The sequence below is a fragment of the Paenibacillus sp. UNC496MF genome (assembly GCF_900113915.1).
Classification (GTDB): domain Bacteria; phylum Bacillota; class Bacilli; order Paenibacillales; family Paenibacillaceae; genus Paenibacillus_Z; species Paenibacillus_Z artemisiicola.
Map to the genome: position 1 here is coordinate 392,327 of NZ_FORE01000004.1, position 18,126 is coordinate 410,452.

An 18,126-nucleotide genomic window follows, 5' to 3' on the forward strand; every position below is an offset into this window, starting at 1 on the left:
AAGCGTATAAAGAGGTGAGCCGCACATGTTCAAACGAAAATCGCTGCCCGATCTGATCGAGCAGCTTCGCCATAATGAAAACGTCATCCACTGGCATGAAATCGAACCCCGGGAGGCCCGGCTGCGGCCGGTTCCGGACCGCGTCGACGCGCGCATCCGCGACGCGCTGGCTAGGCGCGGCATCGAGGCGCTGTACACGCACCAGCATTCCGCCTTCGAGGCCGTGAACAAGGGCGAGAACATCGTCGCGGTCACGCCGACCGCTTCCGGGAAGACGATGTGCTACAACCTGCCGGTGCTGCAGGCGATCGCCGCGGACGCGTCGAGCCGCGCGCTGTACATTTTCCCGACCAAGGCGCTGGCCCAGGACCAGAAGAGCGAACTGAACGAAATCATCGCCGAGATGGGCATCGACATCAAGAGCTATACCTACGACGGCGACACGGCGCCGACGATCCGGCAGGCCGTGCGCAAAGCCGGCCACATCGTCATCACGAATCCCGACATGCTGCATTCGGCGATCCTGCCGCACCATACGAAGTGGGTCAGCTTGTTCGAGAATTTGAAATTCGTCGTCATCGACGAGCTGCATACTTATCGGGGCGTCTTCGGCAGCCACGTCGCCAACGTCATCCGGAGGCTGAAGCGCATCTGCGCGTTTTACGGGAGCGATCCCGTCTTCATCTGCACGTCGGCGACGATCGCGAACCCGAAGGAGCTCGCGGAACAGCTCACGGGCAATCCGATGCGGCTGATCGACGACAACGGCGCGCCCGGCGGACGGAAGCATTTCGTCTTCTACAACCCGCCGATCGTGAACAAGCCGCTCAACATCCGCAAAAGCGCGACCGTCGAAGTCAATCACCTCGCCCGCGAGTTTCTAAGGAACAAAATCCAGACGATCGTGTTCGCCCGCAGCCGGGTGCGCGTCGAGCTCATCTTGAGCCACCTGCAGGAGCTGGTCAAAAACGAGCTGGCCGCGAAGTCGATCCGCGGCTACCGCGGCGGTTACCTGCCGCAGCAGCGCCGGGAGATCGAGCGCGGCTTGCGGGACGGCGAGATTCTGGGCGTCGTCAGCACGAACGCCCTGGAGCTCGGCGTCGACATCGGGCAGCTGCAGGTATGCGTCATGACCGGCTATCCCGGCAGCGTGGCAAGCACGTGGCAGCAGGCGGGCCGGGCCGGACGCCGCCACGGCGAGGCGCTCATCGTGATGGTCGCCGGTTCGACGCCGATCGACCAGTACATCGTGCAGAACCCGGACTACTTCTTCGGGCGGACGCCGGAGTATGCCCGGATCAACCCCGAGAATCTGATGATTCTGGTGGACCATCTGAAATGCGCCGCGTACGAGCTGCCGTTCAAGGGCACCGAGGAATTCGGACCGCTGGACGTGACGGACATCATGGAATATTTGACGGAGGAGCGGGTGCTGCACCATAAGGGCGACACCTATTATTGGGCGAATTTGGCGTTTCCGGCAAGCAACGTCAGCCTGCGCTCCGCTTCCCAGGAGAACGTGGTGATCGTCGACCAGTCCGTGACCGCGGACGTCAAAATCATCGGGGAGATGGACAAATTCAGCGCCATGACGCTGCTGCACGACGAAGCGATTTACTTGCACGAAGGGGTGCAGTACCAGGTCGAGAAGCTGGATTGGGACCATAACAAAGCGTACGTGCGGGAAGTGGACGTCGAGTATTATACGGACGCCAACCTGGCGGTGCAGACGAAGGTGCTGGAGATCGACCGGACGGCGCAGCGCGCGCTCGGCGCCATTCATTACGGCGACGTCAGCGTTACGGCGCTCCCGACGCTGTTCAAGAAAATCCGTTTGACCACCAACGAGAACATCGGCTGGGGACCGATTCATCTCCCGGAGCAGGAGCTGCATACGAGCGCGACCTGGATCGAGCTCAAGGACGTCGATACGCGGCTTGGCACGAAGACGCTGGAGCAGCTCCTGCTCGGCATCGCGAACGTCATGAACCACATCGTACCCGTGCTGGCCATGTGCGACCGCAGCGACGTGCACGTCATTTCGCAAATCAAAGCGGACCATACCGGCCTGCCGACGATTTTCATCTACGATCATTATCCCGGCGGCATCGGGCTCGCCGACGGCGTCTACAAGCGGTTCGACGAGGTGAAGGCGGCCGCGATCGACCTCATCCGCCGCTGCCCGTGCGAAGACGGCTGCCCGTCGTGCATCGGGTCGGAGATCGAAGGCATGGACGCGAAGCCTAAGAGCCTGCTGGTATTGGAGGGGCTGTAAATGACCGATAATCTTCGCGATCGTCCGGGACGGCAGAGGTCTTCCGTCCGCGGCCGATCGCATGTCATTTTGCGCATCAAGGCGGACATGGCGCCATGAGCGGGCTGCGCGACAAGCTGCTGCGAATGAAGAGCGCCCAAGCCGCGCAGGCGGAACGGCTGGCGGGCATGGCGGAGCAGCCGCCGGCGGACGCGGTCCGTGCGGAAGCGCCGGGCTTCGCGGCCGGAGCGCACGGACCTGAAGCTGCCGAAGGCAGGGAAGAAGGCGAAGCCGTGACGTTCGGCGAAGGCGTCGGGGGCGCCGCGGGCGCTGCAGCCGACGAAGCCGCGGCGGCCATCGGAAGCATCGGCGACGCCGTCAGCGGGGAAAGCGGTCCGGCCGCGCAGGAGGAACTTCATCCGGCGTGGAGCGGGATGGGCGTTCGGCTCGTCAGCTCGACCGAAGGCGAATTCCTCGTGCGCGAGACCCGCTATCCGCTCTCGCACCGGCACGGGGCGCACCGGCTGGACGAATGGCACGGCGTCCAGGAGGCGATGTCCGCGTTCGGGGCCGGCGACGATTCCGGGTATCGGAACGCGCTGTTTCTCGACCTGGAGACGACGGGGCTCGGCGTCGGCGCGGGCAATGTCCCGTTCATGGTCGGCTTGGCGTACGTGCAGGACGACCGGTTCGTCGTCGAGCAGATGCTGATCCGCCATCCCGCGGAGGAACGGGCGATGATCGGCTATTTGAGCGCCATGCTGCCGACGTTCACGCATCTCGTGACGTATAACGGCCGGACCTTCGACTGGCCGGTGCTGCACAACCGGTTCATCCTGCACGGCCACCGCGCGTTCAAGTGGGAGCCCGTCCACATCGATCTGCTCCACCCGTCCCGCTCCGTCTGGCGCAACACGCTCGCTTCGTGCAAGCTGAGCCGCGTCGAAGAGGATCGGCTGGGCATCAGCCGGGAGGACGACGTGCCCGGCTCGCTGGCGCCGGCGATTTATTTTCAATATTTGGCGGACGGCGATCCGGAGCCGCTTCGGGGCGTCTTCGCGCATAACGAGACCGACATGCTGTCGCTTGCCGCGCTGGCGATCCGCTTCGGCCATTTTCTCGCCGGCGGGGTCGGCACGCGCGTCGCGATGCCGGAGGAAGCCGAGGAGCTGCTCCGCACCGGTTTATGGCTGGAACGGATGGGCAAGACGGAGCTGGCCGAGCCGCTATACGTCCGGTTCGCGGAGCATCCGCGGCCGTCCTACCGGGGCCTGTGCCTGCTCGCGGAGCGCGACAAGAAATGTGGCAATTGGTCACGCGCTGTGTTATTGTGGCAGAAGGCTGTCCGTACGTCCGGGGACGCGGTGTTGCCGGACTACGAGGCGCATATCGAGCTTGCGATGTATTACGAGCACAAAACGAAAGAATTGGAACGCGCGCTGCAGCTGGCGGAGCAAGCGTTCGAGCTGGCGGCCGGACGCCGCGCGGGCCTGCGCGCGCGCGGCAAGCGGCCGGGCGAGCTGGACCTGATCCGCAAGCGGATCGACCGCCTGCGCCTGAAACGATCGAAGGGGTGAACGACATATGGGACAGGGCGCCGGCCGCCTTCGCGGTTTGTTGATTGACCTGGACGGCACGCTGTACCGCGGTGGCCGGATGATTCCCGGCGCGGACGACTTCGTCCGGACGTTGAAGGAAGAGGCCGTCCGCTATTTGTTCGTCACGAACAATTCATCCGCGACGCCCGCCGTCGTCGCGGAGCGGCTGAACGGCATGGGCATTCCTGCGGAGCCGGAGGACGTCTGCACGTCCGCGCAAGCCGCCGCCGCCTATATCGCGGAACGGCAGCCCGGCGCGCGGGTGCACGCGATCGGCGAGGCCGGCTTGATCGCCGCGCTGGAGGAAGCGGGCCTGCGCCCGGTCGAGGACGAACCGGAGCTGGTCGTCCAAGGGATCGACCGGGCGTTTACATATGAGAAAGCCGCCGCCGCCGTCCGGCATATTCGCGGCGGCGCGCCGTATATTTTGACCAATCCCGATCTGCTGCTGCCTTCGGATCACGGGCTCGTTCCGGGCGCCGGTTCGATCGGCGCCATGCTGCGGGCGGCTTCGGGCGTCGAGCCGGTCGTCATCGGCAAGCCGTCTCCGATCGGGATGCGTTACGCGCTGGACCGGTTGGGCTTGGAGCCGAACGAAACCTGGGTCATCGGCGATAATCCGGCGACCGACATCGCCGCGGGAAAATCCGTCGGATGTTCGTCCGTCCTGGTATTAACCGGGCTGGCTGCGGCCGACAATTATAAAGAGCTGCTCGCGTCGGCCGACTGCGAGGCGAACGAGATCATCGACGATTTGCACCGTTTGCGGGAGTGGCTGCATCGCCGGCTGACAAGGCAGAGAGAGAGCCGATAGGAAGGAAGTTGTAGGCATGCCGGAATATCCGGAAATGGAACATTATCGCAGGCTGCTGGCGGAACGCATCGCCGGCCAGCCCATTACGAAGGTCGACGTGACGCGGCCGAAATCCATCAACGTGCCGGTCGAGACGTTCGAGCGCGAGCTCCTCGGCCGGACCGTGTGGTTCGTGGAGCGGCGGGGCAAAATGCTGCTCTTCCACCTCGACAACGGCAAGCGGCTGCTGCTGCATCTGATGCTGGGCGGCCTGATCCGGTACGAATCGCATACGCTGCTGACGCCGGAAGGGCTGCCGCCCGAACGGCCGGACCGCTCGGTGCAGGTGACGCTCGGTTTTCCCGCGGGGGACTTGTGCTTCATCGGCCTGAGGCTGGGCTATCTTCATCTCCTGACCGTGAAGGAGACGCTCGCGCGCCTGGCGGACCTGGGACCCGAGCCGTTCGATCCGCGGTTGACCCCGGACGCCTTCAAGGCGCGGTTCAAAGGGAAACGGGGCTCGTTCAAGACGGCCTTCGTCGATCAGCACGTCATCGCCGGCATCGGCAACTGCTACGCGGACGAAATCGCGTTCGAGGCGCAAGTGCGCCCGGACGCCAAGCTGGCCGACATCGAGCCGGCGAGCTGGGAGCGCCTCTACGGCGCCATGCACGCGGTGTTGAACGACGCGGTCGCCAAGGGCGGGTACATGGAGCTGCCGTTGACGGAGGGCGATACGGTGACGGGCGGCTATAACGATCACTGCCGCGTCTACGACCGGGGCGGGGAAGCCTGCCCGCGCTGCGGAAGCGAGATCGTGCAGACGGAGCTCAATTCGCGCAAGCTGTTCTTCTGCCCGTCCTGTCAGAAGGAACGGTAATCCCGGATGCGCGCCGGTTTTCACGTATCGACCAAAGGGGGCTACCGCGAGGCCGCGAGAAGAGCGGCGGCGTTCGGCGCGGAAGCCTATCAATATTTTCCGAAGAATCCGCGGAGCCTGGCGGTCAAGAGCTTCGACCGCGCGGAGGCGCTGCGCTGCGCCGAATTCTGCGCGGAACGGGGCATCGTCTCGATCGCGCATTCGCCGTACCCGACCAACGTCGCCTCGGAGGACGCCGATCATCGCGCGCAGACCGTGCTCTCGCTGCTGAACGATCTCGAGATCGCCGAGGCGTGCGGCTCGCTCGGCGTCGTCGTGCATTTCGGCGTCTACAAGGGGCCGGACCCGCTGGAAGGGTACCGCAACGCGGTCGTGACGCTGAGCGCCGTCTCGCAGCAGTGGAGCGGCAAGGCCAAGCTGCTGATCGAGAATCAGGCGGGCGATCATACCTTCATGGGCACGACGATGGAGGAGCTCGCCCAGATTCGCGGGTTGTGCAAGGACAACCGGAACATCGGGTTTTGCCTCGACACTTGCCATTTGTTCGCGAGCGGGACGTGGGACGGAAGCCCGGACGCCGATTGGCTGCGGAAGGCGCAAGCGCTCGGCGTCATCGAGCATCTCGCGGCCATCCACTTGAACGACTCCGTCTATCCGAGCGGCGAGAAGCGGGACCGCCACGCGGTCATCGGCGAGGGCCATATCGGGGAGCCAGGCTTGGCATGGCTGCTGCGTCATCCGCTGCTCGCGGACACGCCGTTCGTGTTGGAGACGCCTTCGGGGAAGGACGGCACGCATCGGGAGCAATTGGCGCTAATCCGGCGAATGGGAGGCGCGTGAGCCGCATGATCAACGTCTATTTGGACGATTACCGGCCGTGCCCGAAGGGGTTCGTGCTCGCGAAGTCGGCGGCGGAGTGCATCCTGCTGCTGGAGCACGAGGAAGTGGACGTGCTGTCGCTCGATTACGAGCTGGGGTGGGGCCAGCCGAACGGCCTCGCCGTGGTGCAGTACATCGTGGACAGCGGGCCTTATCCGCGGAGCTGTTATTTTCATACGTCGAGCGCCGCGGGCCGGATCGGCATGATCCATTTGCTGACACGGCACGCGCCGCCGGACGTGGCCATCCACCACGGACCGATGAAACAAGCGTAATTTGGGGGAGGGGACCAAAGCTTGATCACGCTGCAAAACATCACGTTCCGCCGCGGGGAACGGCAAATTCTGAACGGCGTCAATCTGCGGATGAACAAAGGGGAGCATTGGGTCGTTCTCGGGCGCAACGGCTGCGGCAAGACGACGCTGCTCGAAATGATGAACGGCTACGAGTTTCCGACGTCCGGCACGATCGACGTGCTCGGCAACCGTTACGGCGAGTGCGACGTGCGCGAGGTACGCAAGGAGATCGGCTACATCAGCCAGTCCATCATGGAGAAGCTGACGCTGCGGGACCCGGTATGGGAAGTCGTCGCGACCGGCGAATACGCGTTCCTGCGCTTCTATCAGGAGATCGACGAAGCCGTCCGGCAAAAAGCGCTGTCCCTGCTGGAGCAGGTAGGGATGGCGCATACCGCCGAGCAGTCGCTCGGTTCGCTGTCGCAGGGAGAGCGGAAAAAGGTGCTGCTCGCCCGGGCGCTCATGCAGGAGCCGAAGCTCCTGATCATGGACGAGCCGTGCGCGGGCCTCGACCTGTACGAGCGCGAGAAGCTGCTGATCGACCTCGGTCAGCTCAGCCGGCGCGAACTGATGGTCGTCTACGTGACCCATCACATGGAGGAAATCATCCCGCTGTTCACGCATGTCGCGCTCGTGCAGAACGGGGAGATCGTCGCGGCCGGACCGAAGAAGGACGTGCTGAGCGCCGAATGGCTCTCGGCCGCCTACGACTGGCCGGTCGAGGTGAATTGGGCAAATGACCGCCCGTGGATTCGGGCATTACCGGGAGGAAAGACGCAGTGACGGAATGGATAGGAACCGCGAACCATGGCTTCGCCTCGCTGGCGATGGAAGAGCTTCGCAGAATGATTCAAGGCCTTAAATTTACGCAGCTCATCGCCGGCGAGACGTTTCGGATGGAGGTTCCGCTGAGCCGCGAAGCGATGGTCGACCTGCTCCGGACGAACGAGCCGATCTTTTTGCGGCATATCCAGGCGATCGACCGCATCCTGCCGATTCAAGGCAACGCGGACGATCTGCAGGCGCTGTCGGAGCTCGTCCGGCACGCCCGCGCGCGCTGCGCGTCCGGCTCGACCGCGATTCATCTGCGCAAAGTCGACGGATCGCGCTATCGGTACTCCGCCGCCGACACGAAGACGGTGCTGGAAGCGGTGATCATGGAACTGGGCGGGGAGACGACGATGCAGGCGCCGGAGCAGATCCTGTCCGTCTTCGCCGGGACGGACGAGCTGTACGTCGGCTGGGGAACGCCGGCCGAGCAGCTGTCCGATTGGCCGGGCGGCGCCGTCCGGTTCCAGCGCGAGGAAGGGCAGATCTCGCGCGCGAAATTCAAGCTGCTGGAGGCCGAGCGCGCGTTCGACCTTCATTTCGAGACGTTCCGGGACGCGCTCGACATCGGCGCCGCGCCGGGCGGGTGGACGCAGCTGCTCCTGGAGCGCGGGCTGCGCGTCACGGCGATCGACCCGGCGGAGCTTCATCCGAAGCTGGACGGGTATCCGCGGCTGACGGCGCTTAAGAAGAACGCCTCGGACGTGACGTTCGCGCAAGGCTCCTTCGATCTGCTCGTCTGCGACATGAGCTGGAGCCCGATGCAGATGGCCAAGCTGGTGCTCGAGAAAACCGACGCGCTCCGGGAAGGCGCGGTGGCGGTCATCACGATCAAGCTGATGCACAAGAAGCCGCTGCAGACGATCCGGGACGTGATCGCGAAGCTGGAGACGGCGTTCGAGCTGCGCAAGGCGAAGCAGTTGTTCCACAATCGCGACGAAATGACGATCTATATGGCGAAACGCTGACGCGTTCATAACCTCGCTTTACGAATATAAGGAAACCGCAGGAAAGCATCCTGATCGCACGGACCGTCGGTCCGTTCGTTCGGGTTGCTTTTTTGACGTTGAACGGAGGCAGCTTCAGGATGAACAACGAACGGGAAGAAGCTTTTGCGAGCGGTACGCTGATCGGCGGGCGTTACCGCATCCACGGTTTGATCGGCAAAGGCGGGATGGGCGAGGTGTACACGGTGGAGGATACGCGGCTCCACGGCAAAATTCGCGCTTTGAAGGCGAACCGGTCGAGCGCCGGAACGGGCTTCCGCGGCGCGGAGGAAGCGGCGCTGCTCATGCGGTTGAACCATCCGCATCTGCCGCTGATCGTGGACTATTTTCCGCCGGAAGAGCATGACGGCTGCGAGCTGATGGTCATGGATTACATCGACGGGATGACGCTGCAGGCGTATGTGGAACGACAGGGCGGCGTCGTGCCCGCGGCCAACGTCGTCGGGATCGGCCTTCAGCTGGCCGAGGCGCTCCACTATCTGCACGGCCAGCGGCCCGCGATCATCCACCGCGATTTGAAGCCGACGAACGTGATGATGGACCGCGGCGGGTTCGTGCGGCTGATCGACTTCGGCATCGCCCGCGAATTCAAGCCGGGGCAGGCGAAGGACACGGTCACGCTGGGCACGCCGGGCTTCGCGGCGCCGGAGCAGGAAGGCGACCGCCAGAGCGACGCGCGGACGGACGTGTACGGCCTCGGCGCGCTGCTCTATTATTTGCTTGCGGGCGGGATCAAGCTGGGCCGCGGGCCGGCGGGCGGAGGCGCGCCGATCATGGGCGGTCTGCTTGGCGGGCCGCAAGCCTTGGTCGCCGTCATCGCCCGGATGACCGATCCCGTGCCCGCGCTGCGCTATCCGTCCATGGAAGAAGCCCGGCAGGCGCTCGCGGCTTGCCTGAACGTGAACGAACGCGCAGCAGGCGCAGCGGATCGGCAGCCGCTTGCGGCGCATGGCAGGCAAGCGGCTTCGCGCCGGCTGTCGGTGGTCGTCGCTTCCTTGTCGCCCGGGGCCGGCGCGACGTTCACGGCGATCACGCTCGGGCATTTGCTCGATCGCCCGGCGTATCCGCCTGCGGCGGCCGTGGAACATCCCGCGTTGGAGCCGGAATGGCATGCCCTGCTGCCCGATGCAGGCAAGGGTCGGGCCGGCGGACGGTTGGCTGACAGCCCCGACCGGAGGTATGCGGCGACGGCCTCGCCTTCCGGAAGGACGACCTGGTACCGCTTGGAGCCCGCGGTCCACGCGGCAGCCGGGCAGGACGCGGAGCTGCAGCTCAAGCACCGGCTGATGCTGCAGGCGATCGAAGCGCCGATCGTGCTGACCGACGTGTCCAGCCGGTGGCTGTCGCCGGAGATGGCGGAACAGCTGGCGTCGTGCGATATGCTGCTGTTCGTGGCCGATCCGTTCCCGGCCAAATGGACGGTCGAGCGGCTGGCCGCCGCGAAACGGATCTGCTGCGAGCGGGAGCTGGCGGGCCGCAGAACGTACTGGATCGCCAACAAGGACGGCAAGTTCGGCGCCCGCGGCGACTGGCTCGAGGCGATGCCGGCGAAGCCCGGCTGCTCCATACCGCTGCTGCCCGCGGAAGCCTGGGCGGATCAGATTTGGTCGGGAAAATGGGCCACCGCGCACCGGAAGTGGCAGCCCTTGCTGGAACGGTCGCTGCAGCCCGTGCTGCAGGCGATTTCCGCGTCGGTATAAGCCCCGCGGGGCGCTTCATGTGATACAATGAGGGACGTGCGGTTGCGAGGGAAGCGCAGAAAGGACGCGCCTTAATACGCGGTCTTGACTTGGCGCGGGCGTGCCGAAGACGCTTGCAATGGCGGACATGCTTCATTATGATTATGGGAAGGGTTCGCCGGGAACCCGGATACAGATTAGAGCAAAGTAGGTGCAAAGGCGTATGAACGAACGCATTCTCGTCATCGAAGACGAGGACGGCATCGCGCGGATTCTTCAACTCGAGCTGGAACACGAGGGCTATATCGTCGGCCGCGCGGCGGACGGCAGAAGCGGACTGGAGCAGACGACGAACGGCGAATGGGACATGCTGCTGCTGGACGTGATGCTGCCGGAGCTGAACGGCATCGAGGTGCTGCGGCGCATCCGGCAGGCGGGCAATCCGATTCCGATCATTCTCTTGACGGCCCGCGATACGATTCCGGATAAAGTGAGCGGATTCGAGCACGGGGCCAATGATTATATAACGAAGCCATTCGCCATGGAGGAGCTGCTCGCGCGGGTGCGCAACCTGCTGCGGATCTTCCAGCAGCAGCCGAAGGAGCCGGAGAGCCCCGACGTGCTGAAGGCCGCGGATTTGTCGATCGAGCTGCGCACGCGCAAGGTGTTCCGCAAGGATCTGCCGATCGAGCTCACGCCGCGCGAGTTCGAGCTGCTCGTCTATTTGGCGGAGCATCGGAACGAAGAGAAATCCCGCGAGGACATTTTATCCGAAGTGTGGGGCTACGATTTTATCGGGGAAACGAATTTGGTGGACGTCTACATCCGGTATTTGCGGCAGAAGGTCGATAAAGGCTATCGCCATAAACTGATTCATACGGTCCGCGGCGTCGGATACATGCTGAAGGAGCCGGATGCATGACGCTTCGCCGCCGATTTACGTTTTTTACTATTTTTTGGCTTATTTTCATTTTAATCTTGTTTAATATCTTCGTCTACTTGTTCGTCATCAAAATCACGATCCGCAGCGAGGACCAGCTGCTCACGAACAAAGTGAACATTCTGCTCGAGGATCCCCGGATCAACGACCCGACCCAGCTGTCGAACGCCGATTTGCTGCGGGATTACTACAACGTCAGCGAACTGATGCGCGTCGTGGACGTCAACGGGAAAGTGGTCAACACGCAGGGCTCCGACCCGGAGCTGCTCGCGCTGAAGCCCGATTTCACCACGCGGCACGATACGGGCATGTTCTTCATCGACGGGCGGCGCGTGCTCTACATGAAGGTGCCGCTCTTCCATAACAACGAAATCATCGGCACGCTGGAGCTGTACCGCAAGCTGACGCTGCTCGACAGCTACTTGAAAGTACTCGTCATCGCGCTGACGATCACGAGCATCGGGGCGATTCTATTCGCCATCTTCGGGACGTATTGGTTCACGTCCCGCCTCACGTCGCCGATTCAGCACATGGTGCAGACGATGCGGGAAATCGACCGGAGCGGCAAGCTGCGCAAAATCGAGCTCGCCGAGCGCGACCAATCCGCGGAGCTGCTGCAGCTCGCCCGGGCGTTCAACCAGATGGTCGATCGGCTCGAGCGGACGTTCGATCGCCAGAAGCAGTTCGTCGCCGACGCGTCGCACGAGCTGAAGACGCCGATCACGGTCATCACCAGCTATGCCGGCATGCTGAAGCGCTGGGGCCGGGACGACGCGAGCATTCGCGACGAAGCGATCGAAGCGATCAGCAAGGAATCGACGCGGCTGCAGAATCTGACGAAGTCCATGCTGCAGCTCGCGCAGGCGGAGCAGGAGGATTGGCTCCAGCGGGAGACGTTCAATCTGGTGCAGCTGGCCGACGAGACGGCGGACATGCTGCATATGACGTTCCAGCGGATGATCCGCGTCCACACGACGGGCAAGCAGGATATCCGGATGAACGCCGACAAGGAGAAAATCCGCCAGCTGCTGGTCATTTTGCTCGATAACGCCATCAAATACAGCAAGGAACCGATCGACATCAACATCGCGCTGCACAAGAACGTCGTCCGGTTCTCGGTCTCGGACAAAGGCATCGGCATTCCGGAGGAAGAGATGCCGTACTTGTTCGAGCGGTTTTACCGGGTGGACGGCGCCAGAAGCCGTTCGACCGGGGGCGTCGGCCTCGGCTTGTCCATCGCCAAACGGATCGTCGACCTCCACGAAGGCCAAATCGACGTGTTCAGCAAGCCCGACCAGGGCACGACGATCTCGATCGCGATCCCGCAAAAAAAATAGCGTCAGGTAAAAGGGAGAGGGTACCATGAGCGGCATCCGCGTCTGCGCCGTGCAGTATAAGCTGGCCGACATCGACGGCTTCGATCAATTCGCGTTCCAAGTCCGGCATTACGTCCGGAACGCCTCCGAATACGGGGTGCAGGTGATCTTGTTCCCGGAATTTTTCACGACGCAGCTGCTCTCCATCGGGGACGGGACGGGCGCCGCGCTGCCGATCGGCCGGCTGCCGGAATTCACGGACGCCTACATCGCGCTGTTCCGGTCGCTGGCGGCGGAATACGGCGTCCATATCATCGGCGGCACGCACGTCGTCGCGGCGGAAGGCGGCAAGCTGAACAACGCCGCGCATCTGTTCTATCCGGACGGCCGCGTGGAGAAGCAGGCGAAGCTGCACATGACGCCGACGGAGCGGGAAGAATGGAACATGTCGCCCGGCGAAGGGCTCGAGGTGTTCGACACGCCGTTCGGCACGATCGCGATGCTGACGTGCTACGACATCGAGTTTCCGGAGATCGTCCGGATGGCGAGAGCCAAGGGAGCGGATATCATATTCTGCCCGTCCTGCACCGACGACCGCCACGGCTTCTACCGCGTGCGCTACTGCTGCCACGCGCGCGCCGTCGAGAATCAAGTATACATCGTCACGACCGGCACGGTCGGCTCGCTCCGGAAGGTCGACTTCATGCGGGCGAACTTCGGGCAGGCGGCGGTCATCTCGCCGAACGACATTCCGTTCCCGCCGGCCGGCATTCTGACGGAAGGCGTCATTAACGACGACATGCTCGTCGTCGCGGACGTCGACGTCCGCCTCCTGCACGACGTTCGGGCTGCCGGCTCCGTCACGACGTGGCGCGACAGGCGCACCGATCTGTACGGCGACTGGTCCTGATCCCCCGGTCCGTTCGCGCGAAGGAGGAGCAACCGCGATGCGCAAGCAAATGATCGTCTTCTTGAACGGCAATCCGATCGAAATCGTCATTCGCAATTATACGTTTTCCGATTTTTCGGGCATGATCGAGATTCAGAAGCTGTGTTTCCCGCCGCCGTACCCGGCCGAGCTGTGGTGGAACGAGGCGCAGCTCCGCGAGCACGTGACGCGATTCCCCGAAGGCGCGTTATGCGCGGAGCACGACGGCAAGCTGATCGGTTCGATGACGGGGCTTGTCGTGAACGGCGACGCGCTCCGCGGCGATCATCGCTGGGAGACCGTCACCGACCGCGGCTATATCCGCACGCACGATCCCGGCGGCGACACGCTCTACATCGCGGACATCTGCGTCGTTCCGGAGATGCGCAAGGCCGGCATCGGCAAATGGCTCATGCAGAGCATGTACGAGACGGTCGTCCATCTCGGACTCAAACGGCTGCTTGGCGGCGGAAGGATGCCGAGCTATCACCGGCACGCGGACGAGGTGGCGCCGGACGACTACTTGGCGGGCATCGTCGCGGGCCGGTACCGGGATCCCGTCATCACCTTCCTGCTTCGCTGCGGCCGGATGCCGATCGGAACCGTCGCCGGCTATCTGGACGACGAAGAATCGCGCGATTACGCCGCGCTCATGGAGTGGCGCAACCCCTTTTTACCCGGAGAGGGCGTCCATTAACAGACCGAAGGAGCGAAACCATGGACTACATACGCATTCAATCCATTGACCACCCGTTGTTCGCCAAGATGCACGACCTGATGAAGACGGTATTCCCGCCGGAGGAAGTGCTGGCGTTCGAGAAGTGGCGCGCGCCGCTGGAAGACGAGACGATCCACGTCTACGTCGCCGTGCACGAAGGCGAAGTCGTCGGCACGACCGAGTACCGCTATTATCCGGACCTGCGGGTCGCGATGACGGACTTCACGATCGTCGGCCGTCCGGGACTCGGCATCGGCCGTTTCCTGCTTCGCAACCGCGAGCGGGACTTGCAGCGGCTGGCGGCGGAGAGCGGAACCGTCTCGCTCGGCATGTTCGCGGAGATCTACGATCCGACGCAGGCAAGCTACGAATTCGGAGGCATCTATCCGATGAATCCGTACGTGCGCCGGGAAGTGCTCTCGCATATCGGCTACATGCGCCTGGATTTCCCGTACGTCCACCCGTCCTGGGAAGAGGACGGTTCGGCGGTCGGCGGCCTCAATCTGAGCTTCCTGCCCGCCGACGAGAACCGGACGGAGCTCGATGCCTCGCTCGTGACGGCGTTTCTGACCCGGTACTACTCGGCGCTGCCGAACAAGCCGGAGGAATGGTACGCGATGATGGAACGGTTGAAGACGCAGGACAAGCTGCGCCTGCTGCCGTTATAATCTCGCGCCTTTGCCGCGCCCGCGTCGCACGCAGTACCGGAGCGGCTCGCGGGTCATTCTCGGCAAGGTGATGCAAAAGGAGTATCGCAGCATGAAAATCACGTTTTGGGGAACGGGCGACGCCATGGGCGTTCCGCGCGTCTACTGCGCTTGTCCGGTTTGCGAGGAAGCGAGGAGCGGCGGTACCAACCGCCGTTTTCGCTCGCTCGTCCGGCTGGAGGACGAAGGGACCGGCACGCTGCTGATCGACTGCGGTCCGGATTGGCGCCGCGGCATGGAAGCCGCGGGGCTTCGGCAGCTCGACGCCGTCTTGATCACCCACGCCCATTTCGACCATATCGCCGGGCTGCCGGAATACGCGGACATGTGCCGGTGGCTCGGGCGCCGAGGAACGGCGTACGCGATGCCGGACACGATCGAGGAGATTCTCGTTCGTTTTCCGTGGCTGTCCAGGCAAATCGCGTTCGTGCCGATCGGCGGCGAGCTGACGTTCGGCGGTTGGAAGGCGTTCTGCTGGAAGGTCAAGCACGGCAAGAACGGCTATGCGTATGCCTACCGCTTCGATCATGCCGCGACGGGACGCAGCTTCGCGTACTGCTCCGACGCCATCGCGCTGTCGGACGAAGAGCTGGAGCCGCTCCGCGGGCTCGACGTGCTGATTCTCGGCACGAGCTTCTACGAGGAACCGTACGCGTTCGAGACCCGTTCCGTCTACGACGTCCGCGAGGCGCTGGCGCTGCTCGAACGGTTGAAGCCCGGACGCACGCTGTTCACGCACATGTCGCACGACATCGACGTCGGCCGCGATTACGGCCTGCCGGCCGGTACGGCGTTCGCGCGGACCGGACAGACGATTACGGTGTAGGCCTAGCCGATCCGGAATAGGCGGAACCCTGCTTGACTTTTGCGGCGTCCAACCGTTATGATGAAAATAACTTTAACCAGCAAGGGGAAATTTTGATGCGTGTCGGTGTTCTTAACTTCTAATTGGATATGACCTGGGGCCGACGGCCGCCAGGGACGAAAGCGCGAATTTTTAGAGCATGATCGAACGACGCCTTGACCGCTTAGCGGCAGGTCTGTCTCGTCATTCCCACTTCCGCGTTCTCGTCGCCAATGAGTTAAGAACATGACCCATTTCCCGCCTGCTGCAGGACGGTAATTGAGCGTGCTCTTCGAGCACGCTTTTTTCATGCCGGCGTTCCATTTCTCGCGAGAAATGGAACGCCGCCTGAAGAACCGTCGATCCCACAGGGGACGGAATGCGTTTATGCGCTTTCCGTCCCTTTTTCTATTTTCATCTGAACTTCAAATCGGAAAAGAGGATGGGTGTACAATGAATCACACGACGATGACGGCTTTGGAATTCCATAAAATCAAAGCGAAGCTGGCCGAATATACGGTCTCGGATGCGGGAAGGGCGCTCGTCGACCGGCTGGAGCCGAGCCGGCACTTCAAGCAAGCGGCGGCCTGGCTGAAGGAAACGGAAGAGGCGGCCTCGCTGCTCGCGACCGGCGCGAGCGTACCGCTGTCCGCGATGGAGGGCATCGGGCCGTTCTTGGCGCTGCTCGGCAAAGGCAAAATCTACACGGAGCACGAGCTCGGCCAGCTCGCGCTCTGGCTGACGTCCGTGGCGCAAATGAAGCGCTACATGGACGGGAAGCGGATGACGGCGCCGACGATCAGCGGGTACGCCGATTCCATGCAGGACTGCCCGGAGCTCGTCCGGGAGCTGGACCGCTGCATCCGGCACGGACGGCTGACCGACCAGGCGAGCCCCGAGCTGGGCGACATCCGGCGTCATATCGCCGTTGCCGAAGACCGGATCGAGCGCAGGCTCAATCAACTGCTCGGCAAGTATAAGAGCGCGCTGCAGGAGCAGCTCGTCAGCAGGCGAAACGGCCGTTTCGTCATTCCCGTCAAGCGCGAGCTTCGGCGTCAAGTGCCGGGTACGGTATGGGACGAATCGGCGAGCGGCCAGACGCTGTTCGTGGAACCGGCCGACGTGGCGGACTTGCAGGGCGAGCTGCAGCTGTGGCAGAGCGAGGAGGAGCGCGAGCGGACGCACATTTTATCGGGGCTGTCGGACCTGGCGGAAGCGCATGCCGCGGCGTTCCGGTGGAACATGGAGGCGATGGCGTCGTTCGATTTTATCTTCGCGCGCGGCAAGCTTGCCCGGACGTACGACGGCATCGCGCCGGCGCTCGTCGACCGGCCGCTCGTCCGCTTGGTCGGCGCGCGGCATCCGCTGCTCGGCGAGAAGGCGGTGCCCCTGACGGTCGAGATCGGCGCAGCATGGCGGCAGCTGATCATTACGGGGCCGAATACGGGCGGAAAGACGGTCGCGCTCAAGACGATCGGCCTGTTCGCCCTGATGGGCCAGGCGGGGCTGCTGCTTCCGGCGGAGCGGGGCACGGAGATGGGACTGTTCGAGCATGTCCTGGCCGACGTCGGCGACGGGCAGAGCATCGAGCAGTCGCTCAGCACGTTCTCCGCGCATATGGACGCGTTAAGCGGCATGCTGCGCGCGGCGAACGGCCGATCGCTTCTGCTGCTCGACGAACTGGCGGCCGGCACGGATCCGGGAGAAGGCATCGCGCTGTCCATCGCGGTGCTGGAGGAGCTGCTGCAGCGGGGAGCGCTGGTGGCGGCGACGACGCATTTCAACGAGATCAAACGATTCGCCTCGCTCGTGCCGGGCTGCACGAACGCGCGGATGACGTTCGATCCCGAGTCGCTGAGGCCGCTCTACCGGCTGGAGATCGGCGAAGCCGGAGACAGCTTCGCCTTCGCGATCGCCCGGCGGTTCGGCCTGCCGGAAGCCGTGGTGAAACGAGCGGAGCAGCGGGCGAAGACCGCGGTCCGGACCGGCGGAGACGCGGACGCGGACCCAGCCGTTCCTTACGTCGCTTTGGCGGATTCGCCGTCGCGAAGCCAAGGTTCGGCGAAGAGGCCGGAGCGTTCGAAGCAGCCTGGCAACGTCGCCGGCGCCGCCTCGGACGAAGCGCCGAATGCGCCGGAGGAAGAACCGAAGGCGAAGCGGCCGTTAGAGGTCGGCGACTGCGTCTGGATCTATCCGCTCCGCCGAACGGGCATCGTCTACCGGACGGCGGACGAACGCGGCGACGTCGTCGTGCAGGTGCAGAAGACGAAGATGACGTTCAACCGGAAACGGCTGTCGCTGTACATCGCGAATACCGAGCTGTATCCCGGAGGCGCCTACGACCTTGACATCGTGTTCGAATCCAAGGAGAACCGGAAGAAGCGGAACCTCATGCGGCGCAAATACGTGCCCGGCTTGACGATCGAATCGCCGTCGGAGGATAAAGAAAAGTAGCGGAG

16 protein-coding genes are annotated in these 18,126 nt (G+C 63.7%); all 16 read left to right on the plus strand.

Going from position 1 to position 18,126, the window contains the following annotated elements; all coding sequences use genetic code 11:
• The first annotated feature begins 25 nt into the window (after positions 1–25).
• Positions 26–2,275, plus strand: a complete 2,250-nt coding sequence (locus BMZ79_RS01750) for a DEAD/DEAH box helicase (RefSeq protein ID WP_090636027.1) — start codon at positions 26–28, stop codon at positions 2,273–2,275.
• A gap of 95 nt (positions 2,276–2,370) precedes the next feature.
• Positions 2,371–3,831, plus strand: a complete 1,461-nt coding sequence (locus tag BMZ79_RS01755) for a ribonuclease H-like domain-containing protein (protein ID WP_256252506.1) — start codon at positions 2,371–2,373, stop codon at positions 3,829–3,831.
• Positions 3,832–3,838: 7 nt separating this feature from the next.
• The gene (locus tag BMZ79_RS01760) at positions 3,839–4,666 is read left to right on the plus strand and encodes a TIGR01457 family HAD-type hydrolase (protein WP_090636029.1); all 828 of its coding nucleotides are present in this window, start codon (positions 3,839–3,841) and stop codon (positions 4,664–4,666) included.
• Between the two features lie 16 nt (positions 4,667–4,682).
• Entirely contained in the window at positions 4,683–5,525 is an 843-nt protein-coding gene (locus BMZ79_RS01765; RefSeq protein WP_090636031.1) for an Fpg/Nei family DNA glycosylase, read from the plus strand.
• A gap of 6 nt (positions 5,526–5,531) precedes the next feature.
• On the plus strand, positions 5,532–6,365 hold the full coding sequence (locus BMZ79_RS01770; protein WP_090636033.1) for a deoxyribonuclease IV: 834 nt from the start codon (positions 5,532–5,534) through the stop codon (positions 6,363–6,365).
• A 5-nt stretch (positions 6,366–6,370) separates the two neighbouring features.
• A complete protein-coding gene (locus tag BMZ79_RS01775) occupies positions 6,371–6,679 on the plus strand; it encodes a cyclic-phosphate processing receiver domain-containing protein (RefSeq protein ID WP_090636034.1) in 309 nt (102 codons plus the stop codon).
• Positions 6,680–6,700: 21 nt separating this feature from the next.
• The gene (locus BMZ79_RS01780) at positions 6,701–7,483 is read left to right on the plus strand and encodes an ABC transporter ATP-binding protein (protein WP_090636036.1); all 783 of its coding nucleotides are present in this window, start codon (positions 6,701–6,703) and stop codon (positions 7,481–7,483) included.
• The gene (locus tag BMZ79_RS01785; RefSeq protein WP_177221956.1) at positions 7,480–8,496 is read left to right on the plus strand and encodes an SAM-dependent methyltransferase; all 1,017 of its coding nucleotides are present in this window, start codon (positions 7,480–7,482) and stop codon (positions 8,494–8,496) included. The genes BMZ79_RS01780 and BMZ79_RS01785 overlap by 4 nt, the downstream gene beginning before the upstream one ends.
• Before the next feature lie 119 nt (positions 8,497–8,615).
• The gene (locus BMZ79_RS01790; RefSeq protein ID WP_090636038.1) at positions 8,616–10,235 is read left to right on the plus strand and encodes a serine/threonine protein kinase; all 1,620 of its coding nucleotides are present in this window, start codon (positions 8,616–8,618) and stop codon (positions 10,233–10,235) included.
• A 202-nt stretch (positions 10,236–10,437) separates the two neighbouring features.
• Positions 10,438–11,136 carry a response regulator transcription factor gene (locus BMZ79_RS01795; RefSeq protein WP_090636040.1) on the plus strand — a complete coding sequence of 233 codons (699 nt, stop codon included), beginning with the start codon at positions 10,438–10,440 and terminating at the stop codon, positions 11,134–11,136.
• A gap of 56 nt (positions 11,137–11,192) precedes the next feature.
• Positions 11,193–12,491: a HAMP domain-containing sensor histidine kinase gene (locus BMZ79_RS01800; RefSeq protein ID WP_256252507.1), complete on the plus strand. Its 1,299-nt coding sequence runs from the start codon at positions 11,193–11,195 to the stop codon at positions 12,489–12,491.
• A 25-nt stretch (positions 12,492–12,516) separates the two neighbouring features.
• A complete protein-coding gene (locus BMZ79_RS01805; protein WP_090636043.1) occupies positions 12,517–13,380 on the plus strand; it encodes a carbon-nitrogen hydrolase family protein in 864 nt (287 codons plus the stop codon).
• 37 nt (positions 13,381–13,417) lie between these two features.
• Positions 13,418–14,095, plus strand: a complete 678-nt coding sequence (locus BMZ79_RS01810) for a GNAT family N-acetyltransferase (protein ID WP_090636044.1) — start codon at positions 13,418–13,420, stop codon at positions 14,093–14,095.
• A 20-nt stretch (positions 14,096–14,115) separates the two neighbouring features.
• Positions 14,116–14,784: a GNAT family N-acetyltransferase gene (locus tag BMZ79_RS01815; RefSeq protein WP_090636046.1), complete on the plus strand. Its 669-nt coding sequence runs from the start codon at positions 14,116–14,118 to the stop codon at positions 14,782–14,784.
• A 91-nt stretch (positions 14,785–14,875) separates the two neighbouring features.
• A complete protein-coding gene (locus BMZ79_RS01820; RefSeq protein ID WP_256252508.1) occupies positions 14,876–15,649 on the plus strand; it encodes an MBL fold metallo-hydrolase in 774 nt (257 codons plus the stop codon).
• A gap of 471 nt (positions 15,650–16,120) precedes the next feature.
• The gene (locus tag BMZ79_RS01825) at positions 16,121–18,121 is read left to right on the plus strand and encodes an endonuclease MutS2 (protein ID WP_090636047.1); all 2,001 of its coding nucleotides are present in this window, start codon (positions 16,121–16,123) and stop codon (positions 18,119–18,121) included.
• Positions 18,122–18,126 lie beyond the last annotated feature (5 nt).